Genomic DNA, 18,348 nt, shown 5'->3' with positions numbered 1-18,348 from the left:
GCATGATGGAAATTCGCCGCTTTTGCATGGCATCCGGCGGTCAGAAGCATGATCCCGGAAAGTGCACAGCGGTTTTGGATCAGATCATGCGATATTAAATAACAAGATCGTGACGGCGTTTCGAAGAAAAGTCATCCCGTTCTCCGCAGCATCGAAGATCGTTCAAGACTGGCGGCAACGACCGTGAATACACTGGATTTTGACAAGAGGCCGGAAGATACCCGCGTCGTCGTCGCCATGTCGGGCGGTGTCGACAGCTCCGTCGTCGCCGGCATTCTGAAGCGGCAGGGCTATGATGTGCTCGGCATCACGCTGCAGCTTTATGACCACGGCGCGGCCGTTCACCGCGCCGGCTCCTGCTGTGCCGGCCAGGATATCGACGATGCGCGCCGCGTCTGCGAGACGCTGGGCATCCCGCATTATGTGCTCGACTACGAAAAGCGTTTCCGCGAGACGGTGATCAATCCCTTCGCCGAGAGCTACGTGGCCGGCGAAACGCCGATTCCCTGCGTTGCCTGCAACCAGACCGTCAAGTTCGCTGACCTTCTGTTGACGGCCAAGGAACTCGGCGCCGATGCGCTGGCGACTGGCCACTATATCCGCTCGCGGCCGAATCCATCGCCGGAACACCCGCATCGCCGCGCACTCTACCGCCCGGCGGATGCCGACCGTGACCAGAGCTATTTCCTCTTTGCGACCACGCAGGAGCAGATCGATTATCTGCGCTTTCCGCTCGGCGGCATGCCGAAGGCGGAGACGCGCGCGCTTGCCGAGGAAATGGGCCTTGTCGTCGCCAAGAAGGCCGACAGCCAGGACATCTGTTTCGTGCCGCAGGGCAAATATTCCGACGTGATCGCCAAGCTGAAGCCGAATGCGGCGCTCGCCGGCGAGATCGTCCATCTCGACGGCCGCGTGCTCGGTCATCACGAAGGCATCCTGCACTACACCATCGGCCAGCGCCGCGGTATTGGTATTGCCACCGGCGAGCCGCTCTACGTGGTCTATCTCGACGCCCGCTCGCGCCGTGTCATCGTCGGCCCGAAGGAGGCGCTGGAAACGCACCGCGTTCATCTGCGCGATGTCAACTGGCTGGGCGACGAGCCGCTGCTGCAGGCGGCATCCGGCCAAGGCTTTGCCTGCTTCGCCAAGGTCCGCTCCACCCGCGCGCCGTCTCCCGCCGTGCTGCATGCCGATGCCAGCGGCATCTATGTCGACCTCGCCGTCGGCGAGGCTGGGGTCGCTCCAGGCCAGGCCTGCGCGCTCTATTCGGCACCGGGCGACGACGCCCGCGTCTACGGCGGCGGCTTCATCGAGCGCTCGGAACGCGAGCCCATGGCGGAGGCATCCCTCAAGGCGCTGCTGGCAAGCCCGGTGGCAGCCTGAAGGCCGGATGCATCCGCCTGCGAGAAAGCACTGATTTTTCCAAATCATCCGCTTGACACCAAGCCGAACCGCACCTTATAAGCCGCTCAACCGACGAGCTGATGCTTTCGAGCGACGGTTCGTTTGACCTTTGCGCACGATCCAAAAAGATCATGCGTCGACGTGGCGGAGTAGCTCAGTAGGTCAGAGCAGAGGAATCATAATCCTTGTGTCGGGGGTTCAAATCCCTCCTCCGCTACCATGCGTCCCCCCAACATATCGGCCTTGTCTCCGATCAGTGCCGAAATACGGCTCACGACCTCTGCCTCGACCCCGCCAGTAGGGGTATCGTGGACAACAACGCGATCCACAAGGGCTCGGAATGATGCGATCGCATCCGCGTCGGCGTGCTCATCCAGCTCGCTCAGCCGGCCGGCGAGATCTTCGACCGCTTTCCTATATTGTTGAATGGCCTGAGGATGCAGTTCCACAGTCGTTGCTTGCGGCACATGCGCGAGCTCTGCGATGATGCGATCCCTTTCCGTCTCCAAGGGCTGGTATTGAGCCTCCACCGCCTCGATCGGCAAGATGCCGCGTGCCATCGCCTGCACCAGGCGTTCCATTTGTAAGTTGATATCCGCTAATCGCCGTTCCAGCGAGGATCGCTCACGCGCGGCTTTTGCTGCTTCGTCTCGCCGCTCCTCGCGGTAGGCCCTGACGTATTCCGTCAATAGCGCGGGATGTAACATCTGCGATTTCAGGCCGTCGATGACCGCGGTCTCGATTTTGTCGAGCCGATACTTGCGTTTGTTTAGGCAGATACCGCTTTGCATTGAGCGCGAGCAACGGATGCGGATTGCACTCCCGCTTTTGTCGTGCGTCGACATGCCGCCGCCGCAATGGCTACAGCGCAGAAGTCCTGAGAGCAATCGCTTGGGCCTGCGCACGTATTGTCCTCTCTTGGCCTTGCGCGCCCGACGCTCGCAGACGGCGATCGCCTTCTCAACTGTCTCGTGATCAATGAGCGCGAGGTGGGGCGCCTCCGCCTTTCGAACTTCTTCCGGGTCATTGATGCGGCTGACCCTTTTTCCTGTTTCGGGATCTCTCATCATTCGCAGCCGGTTCCAGACGATCTGCCCGGCATAGAGTGGGTTGCGGATAATTCCGTTCCCACGCTGCGCCGAGCCACTGATTGTACTGGCATTCCACGCGACGCCGCGAGGTGGCTGTATGCCGTCGCGGTTTAACCCGTTCGCGATCTCGCGCGGCAGCTTGCCGGCGATGAACTCATGGAAAATGCGTCGAACGACTTCGGCTTCTGGCTCATAGATCTGCAAGATGCCTGGCTGTCCCGGTGTGGGTCGGTAACCATAGGCACGTCCGCCGGCATGACGTCCTTCTCGTACAACGCCGGTCATGCCGCGTCTGATCTTGTTCTTGAGGTCGGCCAGAAACAGCGTCGAGACGAGACCGCGAATACCAATTTGAATTGGGTCTGCGCGCCCGTCATGGACCGCTATGATCTCGACGCCATAGTGCGTCAGGCGCTTGTAGAGGTGCGGAAGGTCTTCCTGGTCACGGGACAGTCTGTCTAAGGCTTCAACGACGATGACGCTGAAGAGTCCGGATCGGGCATCGTCCATAAGACTGTGTAGGCCGTCTCTTCCGAGGATGGATGCGCCCGACCTCGCCTTGTCGAAATAGGCTTTGGTGACGACGTACCCGCTTCTGCTCGCGAATTCTCGGCAGATTGCAATTTGGTCATCGACTGATCTCTCGTTCTGGAGGTCGGTTGAAAAGCGGGCGTAGATGGCTGCTCGCTGCGATGACATGTCTTCTCCACTTGCTGCGCTGCCGCCAGCCGATCGCGGCGCGCGTCAGCTTTGGCCAAAGCGCGCACAAAATCAAGCAGGAGCGGATCGGGAGGCGGCAGCGCTGTCACATGCGCCTCCAGCGATTGAAATCTTTGGTCAGATCGTCCCACCGCGCCGCCGCGGCCGGATCTTCATCCAGCTGCGCCATGGACTGGATCGCAAGAAGCGAGCGCACCTTGACCTTGACCCGTTCGGTGTCGACCGCTTCGGGCATATCGTGGCATTCGATCAGATAGCGTCGAAACGCCTGATCCTTCTGGCACTTGATGGCGCAGAGGTTGGCGCGGGTCAGCTGGCGTCGCTCTTCCTGTTGCCGAAGACGGCTCGCAAGCTCCTGGCGTGCCCTCGCGCAACGATCGAGGAGCGCGACAAGGAAGCGCTGCTGCGCAACGGAGTGGACGAGGAAGTTCTGCAGGGTGATGTCGATGCCAGGGAGCAGGATGGCGATCGGCGCGATTTCACCATCCATCGGGTCAGCCGCGCAGAGGCACAGCTGGTTTCCATCGGCGTGGATCGTCAGGTCAGGACCGATCGCCGCCAGCTCATGACGTATGCGCTTCAGGCGCTGGATTTCTTCCTCCGTCGCCATCAGCGATTCTCCACGCGACGTGCGTCGCGGCGCATATACCAGCGGCGCGGCTGCGCCGGCGCGTTCGCCCATACGACCTCGCCGAGGCCGACGGAGAAACGTTCGCCCTCGAAAACAACGACATCATCACAAGCCAGGCGAGTTTCGACCTGATCCCATTGCTCGTACCCGGATGACGACGTGTGAAGTTTTCCGCTCCTGTCCCGCCAGAAGGTTTTGAACGGCCGTGCGATGTAGGGTCGATGGTAGAAGACGACCGTCTTGATATAACAGCAATAGGGCTGGGCGCGAGATGGGCCCGGTGCCTTCGTGAGGATCGGCTCCCAGATTACGAGACGAAACGGCTTCGGGCGTTCGACGATGCAATCGTCGAGGTTCGGCAAGCCTGTCGAATATTGGATCGTGTGCGGCTTGAGGCCAAGTCGCCCTTGCGAATGATTCACCCTTGTCGTGTTGCTCATGATTTTTTGGCCACCCGGAGAACGCGGTGAATATGTGTCGCGTACGCGCCTACGGCCTTCCAATAGGCGGCCATAGGTCCTTTGTTGCGCTTCCAGCTCGTCTGGGCGCGGTCGCGGGCATCTGCCGACAGTTCCTTGAAGAGCGAAGCGACGACTTGCCGTGTTTCTGGAGGAAGCTCTTGGAGACGCTTCGCCGATGGAAGCGATAGAACCGGGTTACGGACTATTTCGCGTGCTGACCTATCGTTCATCCGACGCCTCCTCTTGTGGGAGGGCGGCGCGAATTCTCTTCAACGATGCGTTGCAGTCGTGCGGCGCGCGGCACTCCTCGGAGCGCTCGCAATGTGTGGATGAGCAATGATGCCAGCGATCGCGGGATTGACGCTTTTCCCACTGGTCAGCGGCATAGGCGGCTGATCCATGATCATGCCCCTTGGCGACGTAGCGACTGTAAACGGTTCCCCAGGTGCTCACTTGCCTTCCCCTTGCTGCTGGAGGGCGGCGCAAACGAGCGAGATCTCCTTCGGAAGCTCCTGCATAAATTCCAATGAGCAGGCCGTGCCGATGAAGGCTCCGTTTGGCAGCGAGGCGGCACAGTCAGAAATAATCTTGCGTAATGTCTCGTTCTCCACCCGCAGCGACTCTATCTCACGGGCATAGGAAGCAAGAGCCTGCTCATTCGCGGCGGCTTGGCCCTTTAGGAGACCGTTCTCTTCCACAAGCTCAAGAAGCTTGTCCGTGCGCTGGTCAAATGCGCGTTGGGTGCTTTTGAGGAGTTGGATGCTCTCCCAAGCCGCAAACGGATCTTCCAGCTCATCTACCTGCTCGGCGACCTTCAGCATCTCGGCGGCCAAGGCCGCGACTGTTTCCATCGTGGCGATACCTTTGACTTCACATGCGCTGCAGAGCAATGACGGATACCCAACTGGGCAGTCTTCGCCCTGCTCGAACGTCGTGCATGGGCAAGCTATCGGCTCACCCTTATCCGTCCCTCCCTCTACCGGAGAGGAGAGAGCGGAGCGCATAGCCTCAAATGCGCCAATCGGAACAAGGACATGCTCTGGATGGTGGGTGTCACTTGTTTGATAGTCGCCCGCCATCGCATGGCATGCGTCAACAAGCCCCTGTATGGGGTCATTTCCCGATGTAGAATGGAGAGCGGAGCGGATGCGTTCGGCGTAATCGGCTTGGGCGGCGGCTCGCGCGGCCGCTAATGTTTCATGCCGGGAATAGTCCATGCGGCTTCCGCAAAGCAGAAACCGAGGGCGTCCTTTAAGTTCGCTATCCGGGACATCGCGTTGATCGTTGATCTCATACCAGCCAAATGGAGTTTCGGCACGATACGGGTCCCACTCCAGCACCTTAACGCTCACAGGCTGCGGCGCGGGTGCAGCGATGGAAACCGGATACGCGATGTCGACCTTGGCAAAGAGCGGGATCGAGAAATACTCATCGTTGTTCTCGATAGGGTCATCCTGAAGTACCCATGTATCTTCGGTCAGCGCTCGGCAACCGTTCAGATAGCCGTAGGGGCCGTAAAGTCTTGGCTCTGCCGGCGTGCTCATGAGCGTGTTCCTTTCGAAGCGTAAAGGGACAACCTCTCCTCGATGCCGGGCACGAGCCCCTCATTGAGCATTGCCGCTGCCTTGCGTGGATTTCCCATGCAAAGGAGCAGGAGGCTGGCTATCGCATGTTCCGCGGTGACCAAGATCGCAGACTGGTGCGCGACGGGATCGCGGCCGTCGATGATTTCCTTAGCGGCGCGGAAGGCGCGGTGCGTGTCTTTGAGATTTTCGCTCACAGCAGCTTTCCTCTCATTCTGGTTTGGGCGCAGGCCGGGCAATAATGCTGCCAGGTGCCGGCATGGCGCTGGACGCTCCAGCGATCGTTCCTGGCGCTCGTGACGGTGGTTTGCACATCGAAGGGCTCGATGATGCGGGTGAAGGCGGCGGGGCAGCTCTCGCAGCGGAGCGTCGCGCGGCCGCTGGCCTTGTCGACGGTCAGCATCGGCCGGCGTCCTGAAGGGCGGCAACGTGCGAGGTGATGCGCGGCACGGAGATCCGCTGGAACATCGTGCCACCATGCATGCCGGCCGCCACCTCCTTGGTGAAGATGATGCGGTCGGGCTTGACCTCGACCTGGCGCCGGAGATGGGGAGGGCGATAGGCCGGCCGCGGTCCTGCCTCGGGCGTGCTGCGCATGGCGATGAACAGGCCAGCCTTGCGCATGACATAACGGAGCGTATCCGGATGGCAGCCGTACATGGTGGCGATCTCGATACGGCCCATGCCGGCGTCGATATGCTGTTTCAGGACGCGGATGTCCGGAAGCTTTCTGGTCATTGACATGCTCCTTGGAAATGCTTTGGAAGAGGCGGAAAACCGTTGTGCTCGACGCCATCGAGCAGCCGGCCGGCGACGGCCTTGGCGACGCGGTGCATGGCGTAGGGCCTCGTGAGGTCGATGGAGCTGGGCTTGTGGCGCTTGCCCTCGATGTCGATCCAGTAGGCGTCGTTGCGCGCCATGTTGTGATCGAGATGGCCGTTGCCTTCGCTGGCGATCTGCCAGTTGCCCCACTGCTTGAACAGGAACGGCACGTCCGCGTCCGAGCACTGATCCCTGATCAGTCGCGCCCAATCCGGATGCATCGGGCGAGCGCCGGGTCCGCTTTCTCCGCCTACAACAACCCAGTCTAGGCGAGGTGTGGCGATGTCTGCTTCTGGCGTTGTCGCCGGGTCATGCCATGGCAGGATCGGAACGTCTAAACCTTGCGAATCCGCCAAGCCTAGGATTCGGTCATCTTCGTGGGTGTATATGAATAGATATGGATTGATATCAGTAAGGCCGAGAAGAGGCTCTGCGCTGATCCAGCGGATCGCGGCGGGCGTGCCCAGCAAACAGGGAATCCGCTCATCAGCGCGGCGTTGATCCTCGACGGAAACTCCAAGCCAGACATTGGGAAGCGGGAATTCGATGTCCTCTATTGCGCCAGCAGCGCATGGTGAACCCGTGACTTCCGTCGCTGCAGCGCCCCATCGCCTGGAGTACTCTCGTTCGTCTTCATTGAAACAGCGCTGCATCTCCAGCAGATAATCGCGCATGTGCTCCGGTCGCTTTGTCAGCACCTGAAAGGTATGTTGCGGGCTGAGCGCGATCACGGCGAAGATCTGATCGAGCTGCTCATCGGTCACGCCATCGGCAAAGAGATCGCCATGGGCGGCTACGAAGATCATGCGCGGACGTTTCCAGCGCAGCGGCTGGTCGAGCCATTCGCGGTTGAAGCGGACATCGCCGGTCCAGACCGGACCGGCCTTGCTATCCTTCGTCAGGCCGGCGCGGCTTGGGAGATTGCGCAGGCGCGTGCCGGCGAGGCGCATGGCGTAGCAGTTCGTGCAGCCGGGAGAGACGATCTGGCAACCGGTGACGATGTTCCAGGTGGCGTCGGTCCACTCGATTTTGGTCTGATCAGCCATGGCGCTCACCACGCTCGGCTTTGAAGCCGCCGCAGGTGTTGATGGCGAGCACGACCCACAATGCGATCCGTTCAACCCGGGCGTCGGCCATTTCGCCATTAACGTCGACGGTGATGATGGCCTGGCCGTCGGCGTCGGCGATCACGCCGACATCGTCGGTCACGTTGACGGGCAGCTTGACGTCGAGGGCGGCGAGCTCGCTGACGAATTGCTCGCTGGGTGACTGGCGGGTATCCGTCATTGGATAGTCTCCAAACCGATCTCAGCGCGCGCCTTCTCGGAGAGAGCGGCAATCGCTGCCCGCTTCGACGCGATGTAGGCTTCAAGGATCGGACGGGCGAGCGGCCATGGGACATCGAACAACCTATGGCCTGATGCTCCGTTTGGAACGCCGAGCTGCAGGCCGCCGACCTGGCGCCCAAAAGCGTCGCGGATATCGGGCACCTGTTTGCGATCCATCGTTTCCAGTATTTGCGCCAACAGCGTTTCTGCCATTTCCATGTCGCGGTAGGCGAGCGCGAGATCCATCGCCGTGGATTTGCTGATCGGGCCAGCATGCTGAGAAGCGGGTGTCGGGTTGTTCCTGCTCATTGGATGCCTTTCGCGTGTCTTTGGTCCAAACCAAGGCTCTTCATCAAGTTGCGGCTGTCGGCCCATTGGGCATGCCCGGTCCAGGCGGCGAGAAAGCGCTCGAGGCGCTCATGCTCGCCGGCGGCGCGATAGGCAGCGATCTTGCGCCGGGCGCGGATCACGCTGTCGCGGCGCAGCAGCTTGTGGGTGGGCCAGATGCGATAGCCGACGAAATTGACGCCGCGGCTGACCGGCTGGATGCTCCATTTGGAGAAGCGCAGCCCGAGCCGTTCGCGCGACAGGTTTTCGATTGAGGCGCGGACACGGCGCAGATGATCAGTGGAATGGCCGAGCACGACGATATCGTCCATGTAGCGATACCAGTAGCGCTCGCCGAGATCCTGCTGCAGGTGCCGGTCGACGACGCCGGCGTAGATGTTGGCGAAGATCTGCGAGATGAGATTGCCGATCGGCAGGCCAATGCCGGTCCGTGGCAGCATGGTTTCGATCAGGCGCAGCGTCGCCCTGCATGATATCTTTGCCTCGATGAGCCGCCAGAGGGCGGCATGCTCGATACTGGCGAAGTAGCGCGAGAAGTCCGTCTTCAGGGCGTAGAGCGGACCGCTGTCGCGAGACAGCCGGCGCATGTCTGCCTGGACCGCGATCGCCGCGGCATGGGTGCCCTTGCCGGGGCGGCAGGCGAAGGCGCGCGGCAGCAATGTAGCTTCGAAGATTGGGCCGATGACGGCGCAGAGCGCATGCTGGGCAATGCGATCTTCGAACGGCAATGCCGAGATGAGACGTTCCTTCGGATCGAAGATCCGGAACTCGTAAGGCATGCCGGGTACGTAGGTCCCGTCGCGCATGGCGCGCGCCAGATCCTGAAGGTTGATGATCGAGAATTCCTTGTATTCCAGAAAGCCCGGCGTCAGCCGCTTGCCGAGCGAGGTGAGGCGGAAGGCCCGCCGCATGTTCGCGTCGTCGGTAATCGGGCCGATCAGGTTGCGGTATTTCCTGGCCATGGCATCGTCCTCTTGATGCCGGTCGCGGGTTTCGACAGCCGTAGCGCCGCTACTCCCCGCTGTACCGGACCTTGCAATGTGTTCGCCGAAGCTGGAAAGTCGGGCCGACCACCCTACGGCCATCCTGACGATGACCGCGTCTGTGGAAGAGGACCGGCGTGGCCGTGACCGGCGCCGAGTCGAAAGCGGGTCGTCGCTGGCCGCGCGGAGACCGATATTGTCGTTCGAGTTCTCGGCCCAGTAGTCCAAGTTCGCGTAGCGGGAACCAGCGTTCGAGCCGTTGATCCACGAGCCGCCGAAGATGGAAGGGCGCCGCAACGTCATTGCCCCGACCTCCCATTGCCCTTCGCGGTCTTGATCCACTGCCCGAGCATCGCGCCGGTTTCAGCGAGGTGGCGCAGCGCCACCGCATGCTGCCTGTGCGAGATCAGTTTCAGTTTCGGATCTGCCGCGAAGCGCAACCAGAAGCGCAGCGTCGCCAGATTGGAGTCCGCTGCATAGAGCCGCGAAGCCTGCTTCGACTTCGCCGCATCATAAAGGAGGCCGACCTGATCGAAGATCAGCCCGATCAGCCGGTCGCGCAGGACGCCGTGGCGTCGCGGGCAATTCTGGATGATCGGATAGAGATAGCTCACAGCGGCCTCGTATTTTTCGACGATCGCCAGATCCTTGGCGTTTACGTGTTCGTCGCGTGTCATCATTGGCAATCGTCAAGTGTGGTGGACGTTCGCGCTTTCGCGCGAACTAGGCAGGGCGCATGTGGTCGCTGGCCGCGCGGAGACCGATAGAGTCGATCGAGTACTCGGCCCAGCAGTCCAAGCACGCGTAGCGGGAACCAGCGTCCGAGCCGACGATCCACGAGCCGCCGAAGAGGGAAGGGCGCGGGTCGTCGGGATGGCCATCCGTGCCCCACTGCCACATCGTCCCGGTCGCGTCGAAGAGCCCGCGCTTGCTAATGAAGCGTTGTGCCTCGTCGTCGAGCATGCCGGTCCTGGCCGGCTCCGTGCTGCGCGAGCACCGCTCCTTGACGCCGTAGCTCGCGGCGAAGAATTCTTCCGCACCGAGCAGACGCTTGCCGTGGTGCGCGGCTATTTCGACAGCAACGGCATAATCGAGCTTCTTGTACCTGCCGCTGCCATCCGGCCGCATGGGCAGATCGCGGCCATCGGCAATGGTGGCTCCGTAACGGCTGGTGCCCTGTTGCTGATGGTCGGTGCCAAGCAGATAGATATCGCCCCAGAAGCGGCCGTGAGCGAACTCTACCATCGCCATGCCGCGCGGATCGGTGCAGGCTGGCCGAAAGCCGATATTCCAGAGGGAGTAAGGGTTGATGGCGGGTGTCGTGTCGCCGCCTGCAATTCCTTGTGCATGGCCGCCGGGTGCAAAATGAAACCCTGCGAGATATCCCGATGCCAGCGGGTTTTGCTGGCTGACATTTTCGGCGAACGGCTGTCCATCGGCGTCGATCATCACGGCATAGTCCGTGCCGGCTTCCAGCGTCCCTAGCAGAACCGGCGTATCCTCGGCAAAGCGATGGGTGGCGTCTCCGATCTCGACGATCGTGCCGGCACGGATGCTGACGCTGTCGCGATCGGCTACGATCAGGATGGGCTTGTCGACGTTCAGGGCTTCAATGCGAATGCTGCTGTTGAGTGCGGCTGCTGCCGTCATGATCTTGATCCTTGGTTGAGGGAGAGGGGTGTTTGCGCTTCCGCGCAAACTAGGCAGGGGCCATGTGGTCGCTGGCCGCGCGGAGACCGAATCTGTCGCTCGAGTCCCCGGCCCAGCAGCCCAAGCTCGCGTAGCGGGAACCAGCGCTCGAGCCGCTGACCCACGAGCCGCCGAAGATGGAAGGGCGTGGATCATTTGGATGGCCGTCCGTGCCCCAGATCCAGAGGTTGCCGGTCGCCTGCATCAATCCGAACTGGCTGGTGCGCGAAGCGTCCAGACCTGTTTTCTTCGGATGTTTGCTTGCCGATGAGCGTTCAGTAACGCCGAAGGCAGCCGTGCGAAACTCGTCATAGGTCGGGAGGCGCTTGCCATGGCTGGCGCAAATCTCGGTAGCCACCTTGTAGTCAAGCCGAGGCAGTGAAGAGCCGTGGGCGATCTCGACGCCGCAGCGGCTCGTGCCCTCCTCTTTGTGATTGCTGCCGGTCAGGTAGATATCGATCCAGAAGGGTTTTCCGCCCACAAGTTCGATGAGCGCCATGCCGCGCGGATCGGGGCAGGTCGCCTGAAAGCCGACGTTCCAGAAAGAATACGGGTTTATCGCAGGCGTCGTATCGCCGCCTGCGATCCCTTCTGCGTGACCGCCGGGCGCAAAATGAAACCCTGCGAAATAGCCTTCGATCGTCAGGGGATTTTGTGCGCCGACATCTTCGGCGATGGGCTGACCGTTCGCATCAATCCTGACCGCATAATCCTTGCCTGGCTCGATGTCGCCCATTGTCACGGGCGTGTCCTCGGCGAAACGATAGACTGCGTCACCGATCTCGACGATCGTGCCGGCGCGGATGCTGGCATTGTTGCGATCGGCGGCAAACAGGATGGGCTTCTCGTAATTCAGGGCTTCAATGCGAATGATGTTGTTGGCTGCGGCTGTTGCCGTCATGATTTTGTTCCTTGGTTGTATGGGGAGGGTGTTTGCGCTTCCGCGCAAACTAGACAGGGGCCATGTGGTCGCTGGCCGCGCGGAGACCGATATCGCCGGACGAGGGCCCGGCCCAGCAGTCCAAGCCCGCGCAGCGGGAACCAGCGTACGAGCCGTTGAGCCACGAGCCGCCGAAGATGGAAGGGCGCGGATCCTCGTCGTCTCCATCGGTGCCCCAGATCCAGAGATTGCCGGTTGCCTGCATCAATCCGAACCGGCTGGTGCGCGCCGCGTCCAGACCTGTTTTCTTCGGATCACCATCGGCGGACGAGCGTTCCGTTACGCCAAAGGCGGCGGATCGGAATTCGTCATAAGTGAGCAGGCGCTTGCCATGGATTGACACGATATCGGAGGCGGTCTGGTAATCGAGACGGGGAAGCGACCAGCCGTCGGCAATCTCGACGCCATATCGGCTGGTGCCATCGTCTTTGTGACCGACGCCGGTCAGATAAATATCGACCCAGAAGCGATGACCGTCCTTGGCCTCGACGAGCGCCATGCCGCGCGGGTCCGGGCAGCTCGGGCGAAAGTCCAGATCCCAGAGCGAATAGGGATTGATCGCCGGCGTCGCGTCTCCGCCGTTGCGGTCCGCCACACATGCGCCCGGGGCGAAGTGGAAGCCCGCCACGAAGGGCGATGTCAGCGGATTTGCTGCGACCGGCGTAGCATACGGTTTGCTGCCCATATCGATCAGGACGGCATAGTCGGCCCCGACGATCTGTTGGCTGATACCGACCGGCGTCTCGGTCTCAAAGACGTGTGACTGTTCGCCGACCTTGATCGTCGTGCCGGCGCGGATCGCGATCGCGTCGCCCGTGGTGGCGACGAGAATGGCGGACGCGAGATCCGGCCGTTTGATGCTGATGCCTGTTGTTGAGGTCATGACCTGTTCCTTCGGTCTACGGGTTGGATGGGTTCACTCGGCCGCGTCGAGCAACTGCTGCCACTCGCGAAAGCCATGGAGTTTTCGGGCGGTGCGGGCACCGCGGCCGGGCGGAAGCGTGATGACCTCGCCGAGCCAGGCGACGGCGGCCGTCACGTCGGCGATCTCATCTGCCAGCGCCTCGATGTTCGGCTTGCCAGTGCGTGGGTCGGCCTTGTCGACGCCCTGCGCGAGGCAGCGGCCGACGATCTGCAGCAGCTCTCCGGTTTCTTCGGTGAGCTTGTTGAGGACCTGGCGGCGGATGAGGTCATTTTCGGGGAGCCAGAGGGTGATATCAGGCACTGGTGCGCTCCTTCTTGTTCTCTTCCCGGTAGAACCGCAGCAGCGCCTCGGCCGCATCCTGATGTTGCAACTGGTCAAGCTTTCGCAGCGCCCAATTCAGCCCGTCCGCGAAGCCGGCCGCGCGGCCTTTGTGATGCTCGTCGATCGCTCTTTGTTGCAGCCGGCGTTCACGATCTTCGACGACTGTCGTCACCGTGACGGCGAACGCGCCGCGCGAGTGTGGTTCCGCCTGATGGTAGGACGTGACGCCGGGCTCTCCGCCCACGGGAACCGTGCGCCACCATTCGTGTCGGCAATCGTCCGGCCGGACGTGACGGCGGTCGTAATAGGGATCTGCCCCGGTGTAGGCGTTGCATGCCTCGGCGAAGTGATGGACCGGATGATGGCCTCGAGCGAAGAAACCCATGACATCGCGGCTGTCGAGCTCGCGCGATTCTTCGATCGCGATGCCGTGGGTGCGGCTCTGCTTCCATTCGAAGGCGGCATCGGCGAGAAAGCGACCAAGCTCTCCCTTGGTGATCAGGCACATATCCCGACTTTCGACGGGCAAGATTGAGCGATCGTAGGTATCGCAAAGTTCCTGCCACAGGCGGTCGGTGAGAGCGTCGAGCATCACTTTTCCCTCACGATCTTGGTTTTGCGGATGATGCCGTCGTGCCGCGCGAGCGCGGCCTTGTTGGCGGCTGCGGCGTCATTCGCCGTGACGTCGATCTTCTCGCCGTCTTCGAAATGGACGCGGAAAAGCGGCTGGGTGTCAGCTGGCATGGTCGCCTCCCTGATGGTCCTGTAGCCAATGGAGAAGCGCGGCATAGAGCGCGCGATCCCGGTTCGACATGCCGGCGAGATGAATGGTCGGGATGAGCGCCAGCACGATGCTTTCGATCGTGTCGACGGCGACGCCCGACCTCGGGTCGGTGCCCTGCTGATGGAAGAGCTTCTGGGCTTCGGAAATGTCGGCGCCGGCGATCGAGAGCGATGCCATTGCCTCCGAGAGCTGGTGTGCGAGCCAATTCTTTCTCTGACCGTCGGCGTCAGGCTCCTTGTTGCCGTCGGAAACAAGGGCGAGGTGCGCGGCGGCAGGTGAGCGGGGGAAGGTGAGGATGTCGCCCATCAGGCAATCCCCCATGCATAGTCGCCCCGCAGGGCGGCGTCGCGGAAGTCGACCCACGTCGGCCAGCGGCGATCGAGTTCGGCCTGGTCTCCGGTCTGCGCTACCAGCAGGAATTCCCGGCATTCGTAAATGCCGAGCTGGCGGGCGTATTCCAGCGTTGCGGTAAAGAGGCGCAGCTGACGCGCCTCCTGACGCTGGTAGCCAACGAGTATCCCGTAGAAGAGCGCGGCGCTCGCGATGAAAATGACGGTCTGGACAACAAGAAGGGCGGCCATGGTCAGATCATCCCCGCGATGGCCGCGCCGAGTGAAACGGCGATGATGGCGAGAAGGGCGAGCTCGACCCGGCGCAGCTGGTCTGCTGTGGCTTCCCGCATCCTGGCGGTTGGCAGGAACGGCGTGAAATGGTTCCCGTGCCGATACGGGCTGGACATGCGATGCATCATGGCGGTGATCTCTATCGTCGTGTCGTGGATGGAGGCGGGAGAGTGGGCGCTCAGTTCGGCGGTGAACCGACGAGCGGCTGCATGCGCCCGGCCTTGTCGATCTCGACGCCTATGGTGACGGATGTCTCCGGCGCGATGTCGTCGCTGCCAAGCGCACGTCTGGCGCGGGCGACACGCAATTCGAGATCCCGGTATCGGTGCGTCAGCTCCGCGAAGGCAGTATTCTCACCCGCATCGGCTTCAAGGCCGAGCAGTTCCATCGGGCTCACCTGCAGCGCGCCGCTGATGATGACCAGTGTCGAGGCGGCGACGCGGTTCGTGCCCTTCTCGTATTTCTGCACCTGCTGGAAGGTGATGCCCAGCCGCTCTGCCAGCGCCATCTGGCTCATGCCGCGCAGCAACCGGATGCTTCGAATTCTGGACCCAATGGCGCAATCCATCTGCGCCGTCGTCTCGGTGAGACGCTTCGTCATGGTATTCCCCTGTGCTGACGTTGAACTTCTGCTTTGGAAGCCGCCCGTGGTCCGGGCGGAGATCAAAGCAGACCGGTCAGGCGGCGAATTGCATGCCGCTGGCGCGCACGCCGGCCGCGATGGCGTGGCGGTTGCGGGCGAGGCTTTCCGGCGAAATGCCGAGATCGAGGATCTGTTCGTCGCTCATCGAGCCGAGCTCGACGATCTTGTCGATCGCAAGCTTGATGTCGCGCTTGTCTTCGGTGGATGCGGTTTTCGTTTTCATGGCCGTTCCTTTCGCCTTTGGGGTTCCGGCAGCCGCTACGGGGAGGAAGCCGCAGCGGCTGCTTTTCGCGATCCGGTCTGGGAGGGGTGGGCCGGACGAAGAGAATATGCATTACGCATAATTCGTCGTCAAGTGGAAATTATGCGAAATGCATAATCTGCAAAATGCATAGTTATGTTCAGGAAAAGTTCTCGTCTTGCTGTCGATGCCAGACTGTTGATTCGGCATAAAAAAAGCCCGCATTAGGCGGGCTTTTGGACAGCAGGCGACGTTACATCTTCAATATGGACATCTTCACTCTGCCGACAACAGGGGGTGTATTGTCAGGGAATATGGGTTCGTGCGCACTATTCGTCGAGACGGGCTCGAATCTATCAGGGCTAGGCCTATAGCGCTTATATGTTGCCTGACCATCTTCGTCCGCAATGACATAGCACGCATTAGGCACTAGGCGTTTGTCCGCTCGGTTGACGATAATTATGGAGTTGGGTGGCGATATCCGGTCCATTGAATCGCCGACAACCTCAAGAGCGATCCAGTCGCCTTCTGGCAACTGACCCACGGTGACAATACCTTTTGCTTCATCGGCGATGTCATCACGTTGCAGCTCGCCAGCGCTGATAGTTGTAAGTAGCGGGACGTCGATGGCTCGATCGGAAAGTACCTCATCGGTTTCGCCTGGACCTGCCCCCACGCCTCGAAGTAACCAATCGAGTGAAACCCGGTATCTGCGAGCATATTGTTGCGCTGCTCGTACCACGCCACGGCTGCCGTTCTCATGGGCGGCATATGTTGGGTAACGGATACCAAGCGATTCTGCCGCCTCTACCGCAGTGGCAAAACCTGCATGTCTCCGCGCTTCCTTGAGGCGTTCGCCAATTTTCTTCGTGTCGTTCATGTTCTACATTTCGCATAGAACAATATGCGTTAGGCATTGACACGGAAATATGCGTAACGCATAGTCGCGCCATGACAACACCAGAGGACATTGTTCGGATTCGTGAGAAGCGCGGCTGGAGCCAGCGAACGCTTGGCGATTTTGTTGGTGTAGATCAGGGAACCATTTCGAAATGGGAGAGCGGCAAAGCTAAGCCGAGTGGCCCGGCGCAAAAGCTTCTGGATCGCCTCTCAATTATTGAGGAGGCTGCCGAATGAACCGCCTTCCTCCCATCGGCGTCCTGTCCTTCACCTCGGGATGCCTGATCGTCGTGCCGGGTTTTGCTACGGCCCGGCACGACCGTTTTCCCTCGCGCAGGTCGTCAACTGACTGCGCCAATTCGCGCCGGACTGGCGGACCTTCGACGTCCGGCGCGCTTTCTCTTCTCGTCCTTCATATTCGTCATGGCCATCTCTCCAGTGATTGGTTGCACGTTCCTCGGAGCGGGATCCATGACGACGGCCCAGCAGCGCGGCCCCGCCGGCGTCGCGCTGCTGGCGCTCATTTCTATTTTCTGGGTGAGGAAGCCTGGTCATCCCATGCGGTTCATGCCCGTGAGATCGTTTCATGGGCTGGATGTTTTCTTTTCGATCAATTCGGTTGGATGAAGCTATGCTGCGAACATTATATGACAGGGCGTTGGCCCGGCTTGCCGCCGATCTCGCGCCATATATCCTTGCGCGCCTCTGCGAAATCGAACGGAAAGGGGGATTTGCTTCTCTCGCCGCCGCATACTCTGCTCGGCATGCCTCATCGCGGGATGTCAGTCCGACAAATTCGACTGAACGTGTCGAATAAGGTCGATGAGTTCCTGATCCCATTTGATCTGCAACGCGCGATCTTCGGGGTCGGCCATCAGGTCGTGAGCCCGGCGATACCATTCCTCCAGCCCGTCGACAGTCGGCGTTTTTCCGGACGTCAGATAGGCGAAGGCGAGGGCAAACGTACTTTTCATCGGAGCGAGAGGATCGGAGTCCGCACTCTCGTTGGCATTGGGCACTTTCGTCATGATCATATCTCCTGTGTTTGTTCGCACTGCCATCGGAGCAGGATCCATGACGATAGTCCAGCAGCGCGGCCCCGCCGGCGTCGCGCTGCTGGCGCTCATCCCCGTTATTCGCGGGTTCGTTTTTCGCAGGCCCATTTTTCGCAGGGTAGGGAAGCCTGGTCATCCCATGTGGTTCATACCCACAAGATCGCTGGTTCGAATCCAGCGCCTGCAACCAGTTTGCCGTTGTTGAAATGGATGCCTCGCGCATGCGGTCCCCCGTGATCTGCTGACGGCTGCACACTCACATGTTCGATCCTTTCCCACTACGGGAAAAACCTCGCTGATTTCCCGGCGTGGGAAATTCTTTTTTGTCTGGAGAGCGGCATGCAGGACACGTTGACAGATGCATGGTTCCATCGGCTCAAGGCGGCTAATCGCCTGCTGATCAAGAAGAACGGCGGTATCGAAGAGAGCGCGCGTATTACGTCGCTCTCGAAAAGCCAGATCGGCCGCTGCCACAACGACACCGATACGGAGCTGTTGCCGCTCACCGCATTCATGCGGCTGGAAGCGGAATGCGGTGATTATGCGGTGACGCGCGCCCAGGCGGAGATCCACGGCTGCAAGCTGTCTGACCCCCGCGAGCGCGCCATCGATGCGCAGTGCCTAATGCGCGAGAATGCGGAACTGACCCGGCGGACGGCGGACTATCAAAGTAATGCTGCCGTCGCATTCGCCGATTTCAAGTTGACGCGCAATGAATCGAAGCAGGCGATCAACGACCTAGAGCGGATCAAGGAGAAGGCCGACGACCTGATCAATGCCCATTCCGCAATCATCGCTGCGGGCGGCGCTACCGTAGCGCCGTTGCGTGTGGTCGGGGAGGAATAAGACTATGCAG

At 61.0% G+C, this 18,348-nt stretch carries 29 protein-coding genes and 2 tRNA genes; 6 read left to right on the top strand and 25 right to left on the bottom strand.

The annotated features are described in order from the left end of the window. The first annotated feature begins 183 nt into the window (after positions 1-183). The gene (gene mnmA, locus ACJJVH_RS11935) at positions 184-1,383 is read left to right on the top strand and encodes a tRNA 2-thiouridine(34) synthase MnmA (RefSeq protein WP_412064034.1); all 1,200 of its coding nucleotides are present in this window, start codon (positions 184-186) and stop codon (positions 1,381-1,383) included. A 164-nt stretch (positions 1,384-1,547) separates the two neighbouring features. Beyond that, positions 1,548-1,624, top strand: a tRNA-Met gene (locus ACJJVH_RS11930). Here the strand turns inward: ACJJVH_RS11930 and ACJJVH_RS11925 are convergent. The 24 genes from ACJJVH_RS11925 to ACJJVH_RS11810 form a co-directional block, all read right to left on the bottom strand. After that, complete coding sequence (locus tag ACJJVH_RS11925; protein WP_412065161.1) at positions 1,581-3,194, bottom strand: recombinase family protein; 1,614 nt, start codon at positions 3,192-3,194, stop codon at positions 1,581-1,583. The genes ACJJVH_RS11930 and ACJJVH_RS11925 overlap by 44 nt on opposite strands. 106 nt (positions 3,195-3,300) lie before the next feature. Next, positions 3,301-3,825 carry a hypothetical protein gene (locus ACJJVH_RS11920; protein ID WP_412064033.1) on the bottom strand — a complete coding sequence of 175 codons (525 nt, stop codon included), beginning with the start codon at positions 3,823-3,825 and terminating at the stop codon, positions 3,301-3,303. Next, entirely contained in the window at positions 3,825-4,286 is a 462-nt protein-coding gene (locus tag ACJJVH_RS11915) for a hypothetical protein (RefSeq protein WP_412064032.1), read from the bottom strand. Before ACJJVH_RS11915 ends, ACJJVH_RS11920 begins: the two co-directional genes overlap by 1 nt. 470 nt (positions 4,287-4,756) lie before the next feature. Further along, the gene (locus tag ACJJVH_RS11910; RefSeq protein ID WP_412064031.1) at positions 4,757-5,851 is read right to left on the bottom strand and encodes a hypothetical protein; all 1,095 of its coding nucleotides are present in this window, start codon (positions 5,849-5,851) and stop codon (positions 4,757-4,759) included. After that, positions 5,848-6,087, bottom strand: a complete 240-nt coding sequence (locus ACJJVH_RS11905; RefSeq protein ID WP_412064030.1) for a hypothetical protein — start codon at positions 6,085-6,087, stop codon at positions 5,848-5,850. Before ACJJVH_RS11905 ends, ACJJVH_RS11910 begins: the two co-directional genes overlap by 4 nt. Then, entirely contained in the window at positions 6,084-6,293 is a 210-nt protein-coding gene (locus ACJJVH_RS11900; protein WP_412064029.1) for a hypothetical protein, read from the bottom strand. The genes ACJJVH_RS11905 and ACJJVH_RS11900 overlap by 4 nt, the downstream gene beginning before the upstream one ends. Beyond that, a complete protein-coding gene (locus tag ACJJVH_RS11895) occupies positions 6,287-6,628 on the bottom strand; it encodes a hypothetical protein (protein ID WP_412064028.1) in 342 nt (113 codons plus the stop codon). The genes ACJJVH_RS11900 and ACJJVH_RS11895 overlap by 7 nt, the downstream gene beginning before the upstream one ends. Further along, on the bottom strand, positions 6,625-7,758 hold the full coding sequence (locus ACJJVH_RS11890) for a DUF5131 family protein (protein ID WP_412065160.1): 1,134 nt from the start codon (positions 7,756-7,758) through the stop codon (positions 6,625-6,627). The genes ACJJVH_RS11895 and ACJJVH_RS11890 overlap by 4 nt, the downstream gene beginning before the upstream one ends. Beyond that, positions 7,751-7,999: a hypothetical protein gene (locus tag ACJJVH_RS11885; protein ID WP_412064027.1), complete on the bottom strand. Its 249-nt coding sequence runs from the start codon at positions 7,997-7,999 to the stop codon at positions 7,751-7,753. The genes ACJJVH_RS11890 and ACJJVH_RS11885 overlap by 8 nt, the downstream gene beginning before the upstream one ends. Further along, on the bottom strand, positions 7,996-8,349 hold the full coding sequence (locus ACJJVH_RS11880; protein WP_412064026.1) for a hypothetical protein: 354 nt from the start codon (positions 8,347-8,349) through the stop codon (positions 7,996-7,998). Before ACJJVH_RS11880 ends, ACJJVH_RS11885 begins: the two co-directional genes overlap by 4 nt. Further along, complete coding sequence (locus tag ACJJVH_RS11875) at positions 8,346-9,674, bottom strand: reverse transcriptase domain-containing protein (protein ID WP_412064025.1); 1,329 nt, start codon at positions 9,672-9,674, stop codon at positions 8,346-8,348. The genes ACJJVH_RS11880 and ACJJVH_RS11875 overlap by 4 nt, the downstream gene beginning before the upstream one ends. Then, the gene (gene avd, locus ACJJVH_RS11870) at positions 9,671-10,051 is read right to left on the bottom strand and encodes a diversity-generating retroelement protein Avd (protein WP_412064024.1); all 381 of its coding nucleotides are present in this window, start codon (positions 10,049-10,051) and stop codon (positions 9,671-9,673) included. The genes ACJJVH_RS11875 and avd overlap by 4 nt, the downstream gene beginning before the upstream one ends. A gap of 43 nt (positions 10,052-10,094) precedes the next feature. Continuing rightward, a complete protein-coding gene (locus tag ACJJVH_RS11865; protein WP_412064023.1) occupies positions 10,095-11,021 on the bottom strand; it encodes a hypothetical protein in 927 nt (308 codons plus the stop codon). Positions 11,022-11,070: 49 nt separating this feature from the next. Then, positions 11,071-11,961 (bottom strand): hypothetical protein, encoded by an 891-nt coding sequence (locus tag ACJJVH_RS11860; protein ID WP_412064022.1) that lies wholly within the window; start codon positions 11,959-11,961, stop codon positions 11,071-11,073. A gap of 49 nt (positions 11,962-12,010) precedes the next feature. Beyond that, complete coding sequence (locus ACJJVH_RS11855) at positions 12,011-12,883, bottom strand: hypothetical protein (RefSeq protein WP_412064021.1); 873 nt, start codon at positions 12,881-12,883, stop codon at positions 12,011-12,013. Between the two features lie 33 nt (positions 12,884-12,916). Continuing rightward, positions 12,917-13,225: a hypothetical protein gene (locus ACJJVH_RS11850; protein WP_412064020.1), complete on the bottom strand. Its 309-nt coding sequence runs from the start codon at positions 13,223-13,225 to the stop codon at positions 12,917-12,919. After that, the gene (locus ACJJVH_RS11845) at positions 13,218-13,838 is read right to left on the bottom strand and encodes a hypothetical protein (RefSeq protein WP_412064019.1); all 621 of its coding nucleotides are present in this window, start codon (positions 13,836-13,838) and stop codon (positions 13,218-13,220) included. The genes ACJJVH_RS11850 and ACJJVH_RS11845 overlap by 8 nt, the downstream gene beginning before the upstream one ends. Continuing rightward, positions 13,838-13,990, bottom strand: a complete 153-nt coding sequence (locus tag ACJJVH_RS11840) for a hypothetical protein (protein ID WP_412064018.1) — start codon at positions 13,988-13,990, stop codon at positions 13,838-13,840. The genes ACJJVH_RS11845 and ACJJVH_RS11840 overlap by 1 nt, the downstream gene beginning before the upstream one ends. Next, entirely contained in the window at positions 13,980-14,336 is a 357-nt protein-coding gene (locus tag ACJJVH_RS11835) for a hypothetical protein (protein ID WP_412064017.1), read from the bottom strand. Before ACJJVH_RS11835 ends, ACJJVH_RS11840 begins: the two co-directional genes overlap by 11 nt. Beyond that, positions 14,336-14,611, bottom strand: a complete 276-nt coding sequence (locus ACJJVH_RS11830) for a hypothetical protein (protein ID WP_412064016.1) — start codon at positions 14,609-14,611, stop codon at positions 14,336-14,338. Before ACJJVH_RS11830 ends, ACJJVH_RS11835 begins: the two co-directional genes overlap by 1 nt. 2 nt (positions 14,612-14,613) lie before the next feature. Continuing rightward, positions 14,614-14,769 (bottom strand): hypothetical protein, encoded by a 156-nt coding sequence (locus tag ACJJVH_RS11825; protein WP_412064015.1) that lies wholly within the window; start codon positions 14,767-14,769, stop codon positions 14,614-14,616. A gap of 62 nt (positions 14,770-14,831) precedes the next feature. After that, positions 14,832-15,254, bottom strand: a complete 423-nt coding sequence (locus tag ACJJVH_RS11820) for a helix-turn-helix domain-containing protein (protein WP_412064014.1) — start codon at positions 15,252-15,254, stop codon at positions 14,832-14,834. Between the two features lie 76 nt (positions 15,255-15,330). Continuing rightward, positions 15,331-15,519: a hypothetical protein gene (locus ACJJVH_RS11815; RefSeq protein WP_412064013.1), complete on the bottom strand. Its 189-nt coding sequence runs from the start codon at positions 15,517-15,519 to the stop codon at positions 15,331-15,333. A 271-nt stretch (positions 15,520-15,790) separates the two neighbouring features. Continuing rightward, a complete protein-coding gene (locus tag ACJJVH_RS11810) occupies positions 15,791-16,417 on the bottom strand; it encodes a LexA family protein (protein WP_412064012.1) in 627 nt (208 codons plus the stop codon). Between the two features lie 71 nt (positions 16,418-16,488). Here ACJJVH_RS11810 and ACJJVH_RS11805 point away from each other — a divergent pair, with 71 nt between their 5' ends. Beyond that, positions 16,489-16,674, top strand: a complete 186-nt coding sequence (locus ACJJVH_RS11805) for a helix-turn-helix domain-containing protein (RefSeq protein ID WP_412064011.1) — start codon at positions 16,489-16,491, stop codon at positions 16,672-16,674. A gap of 234 nt (positions 16,675-16,908) precedes the next feature. Further along, the gene (locus ACJJVH_RS11800; protein ID WP_412064010.1) at positions 16,909-17,064 is read left to right on the top strand and encodes a hypothetical protein; all 156 of its coding nucleotides are present in this window, start codon (positions 16,909-16,911) and stop codon (positions 17,062-17,064) included. 155 nt (positions 17,065-17,219) lie between these two features. Here the strand turns inward: ACJJVH_RS11800 and ACJJVH_RS11795 are convergent, their stop codons facing one another. Continuing rightward, positions 17,220-17,465 carry a hypothetical protein gene (locus ACJJVH_RS11795; RefSeq protein ID WP_412064009.1) on the bottom strand — a complete coding sequence of 82 codons (246 nt, stop codon included), beginning with the start codon at positions 17,463-17,465 and terminating at the stop codon, positions 17,220-17,222. 139 nt (positions 17,466-17,604) lie between these two features. Here ACJJVH_RS11795 and ACJJVH_RS11790 point away from each other — a divergent pair. Beyond that, positions 17,605-17,682: transfer RNA gene (locus tag ACJJVH_RS11790), tRNA-Met, on the top strand. 149 nt (positions 17,683-17,831) lie between these two features. Then, a complete protein-coding gene (locus ACJJVH_RS11785; RefSeq protein ID WP_412064008.1) occupies positions 17,832-18,338 on the top strand; it encodes a hypothetical protein in 507 nt (168 codons plus the stop codon). The last annotated feature ends 10 nt before the right edge of the window (positions 18,339-18,348 follow it).

The sequence above is a fragment of the Rhizobium sp. SYY.PMSO genome, assembly GCF_046840415.1.
Lineage (GTDB): Bacteria > Pseudomonadota > Alphaproteobacteria > Rhizobiales > Rhizobiaceae > Rhizobium.
Note: the sequence above shows the minus strand (reverse complement) of the source record. Positions and strands in the feature narration are given on the sequence as shown.

Bases quoted from the DNA above. Each gene is read 5' to 3' on its own strand.
- ACJJVH_RS11925 (WP_412065161.1), bottom strand. From the start codon at position 3,194: ATGTCATCGCAGCGAGCAGCCATCTACGCCCGCTTTTCAACCGACCTC.
- ACJJVH_RS11920 (WP_412064033.1), bottom strand. From the start codon at position 3,825: ATGGCGACGGAGGAAGAAATCCAGCGCCTGAAGCGCATACGTCATGAG.
- ACJJVH_RS11915 (WP_412064032.1), bottom strand. From the start codon at position 4,286: ATGAGCAACACGACAAGGGTGAATCATTCGCAAGGGCGACTTGGCCTC.
- ACJJVH_RS11910 (WP_412064031.1), bottom strand. From the start codon at position 5,851: ATGAGCACGCCGGCAGAGCCAAGACTTTACGGCCCCTACGGCTATCTG.
- ACJJVH_RS11900 (WP_412064029.1), bottom strand. From the start codon at position 6,293: ATGCTGACCGTCGACAAGGCCAGCGGCCGCGCGACGCTCCGCTGCGAG.
- ACJJVH_RS11895 (WP_412064028.1), bottom strand. From the start codon at position 6,628: ATGACCAGAAAGCTTCCGGACATCCGCGTCCTGAAACAGCATATCGAC.
- ACJJVH_RS11890 (WP_412065160.1), bottom strand. From the start codon at position 7,758: ATGGCTGATCAGACCAAAATCGAGTGGACCGACGCCACCTGGAACATC.
- ACJJVH_RS11885 (WP_412064027.1), bottom strand. From the start codon at position 7,999: ATGACGGATACCCGCCAGTCACCCAGCGAGCAATTCGTCAGCGAGCTC.
- ACJJVH_RS11880 (WP_412064026.1), bottom strand. From the start codon at position 8,349: ATGAGCAGGAACAACCCGACACCCGCTTCTCAGCATGCTGGCCCGATC.
- ACJJVH_RS11875 (WP_412064025.1), bottom strand. From the start codon at position 9,674: ATGACGTTGCGGCGCCCTTCCATCTTCGGCGGCTCGTGGATCAACGGC.
- avd (WP_412064024.1), bottom strand. From the start codon at position 10,051: ATGATGACACGCGACGAACACGTAAACGCCAAGGATCTGGCGATCGTC.
- ACJJVH_RS11865 (WP_412064023.1), bottom strand. From the start codon at position 11,021: ATGACGGCAGCAGCCGCACTCAACAGCAGCATTCGCATTGAAGCCCTG.
- ACJJVH_RS11860 (WP_412064022.1), bottom strand. From the start codon at position 11,961: ATGACGGCAACAGCCGCAGCCAACAACATCATTCGCATTGAAGCCCTG.
- ACJJVH_RS11855 (WP_412064021.1), bottom strand. From the start codon at position 12,883: ATGACCTCAACAACAGGCATCAGCATCAAACGGCCGGATCTCGCGTCC.
- ACJJVH_RS11845 (WP_412064019.1), bottom strand. From the start codon at position 13,838: ATGCTCGACGCTCTCACCGACCGCCTGTGGCAGGAACTTTGCGATACC.
- ACJJVH_RS11840 (WP_412064018.1), bottom strand. From the start codon at position 13,990: ATGCCAGCTGACACCCAGCCGCTTTTCCGCGTCCATTTCGAAGACGGC.
- ACJJVH_RS11835 (WP_412064017.1), bottom strand. From the start codon at position 14,336: ATGGGCGACATCCTCACCTTCCCCCGCTCACCTGCCGCCGCGCACCTC.
- ACJJVH_RS11830 (WP_412064016.1), bottom strand. From the start codon at position 14,611: ATGGCCGCCCTTCTTGTTGTCCAGACCGTCATTTTCATCGCGAGCGCC.
- ACJJVH_RS11825 (WP_412064015.1), bottom strand. From the start codon at position 14,769: ATGTCCAGCCCGTATCGGCACGGGAACCATTTCACGCCGTTCCTGCCA.
- ACJJVH_RS11820 (WP_412064014.1), bottom strand. From the start codon at position 15,254: ATGACGAAGCGTCTCACCGAGACGACGGCGCAGATGGATTGCGCCATT.
- ACJJVH_RS11815 (WP_412064013.1), bottom strand. From the start codon at position 15,519: ATGAAAACGAAAACCGCATCCACCGAAGACAAGCGCGACATCAAGCTT.
- ACJJVH_RS11810 (WP_412064012.1), bottom strand. From the start codon at position 16,417: ATGAACGACACGAAGAAAATTGGCGAACGCCTCAAGGAAGCGCGGAGA.
- ACJJVH_RS11805 (WP_412064011.1), top strand. From the start codon at position 16,489: ATGACAACACCAGAGGACATTGTTCGGATTCGTGAGAAGCGCGGCTGG.
- ACJJVH_RS11800 (WP_412064010.1), top strand. From the start codon at position 16,909: ATGACGACGGCCCAGCAGCGCGGCCCCGCCGGCGTCGCGCTGCTGGCG.
- ACJJVH_RS11795 (WP_412064009.1), bottom strand. From the start codon at position 17,465: ATGACGAAAGTGCCCAATGCCAACGAGAGTGCGGACTCCGATCCTCTC.
- ACJJVH_RS11785 (WP_412064008.1), top strand. From the start codon at position 17,832: ATGCAGGACACGTTGACAGATGCATGGTTCCATCGGCTCAAGGCGGCT.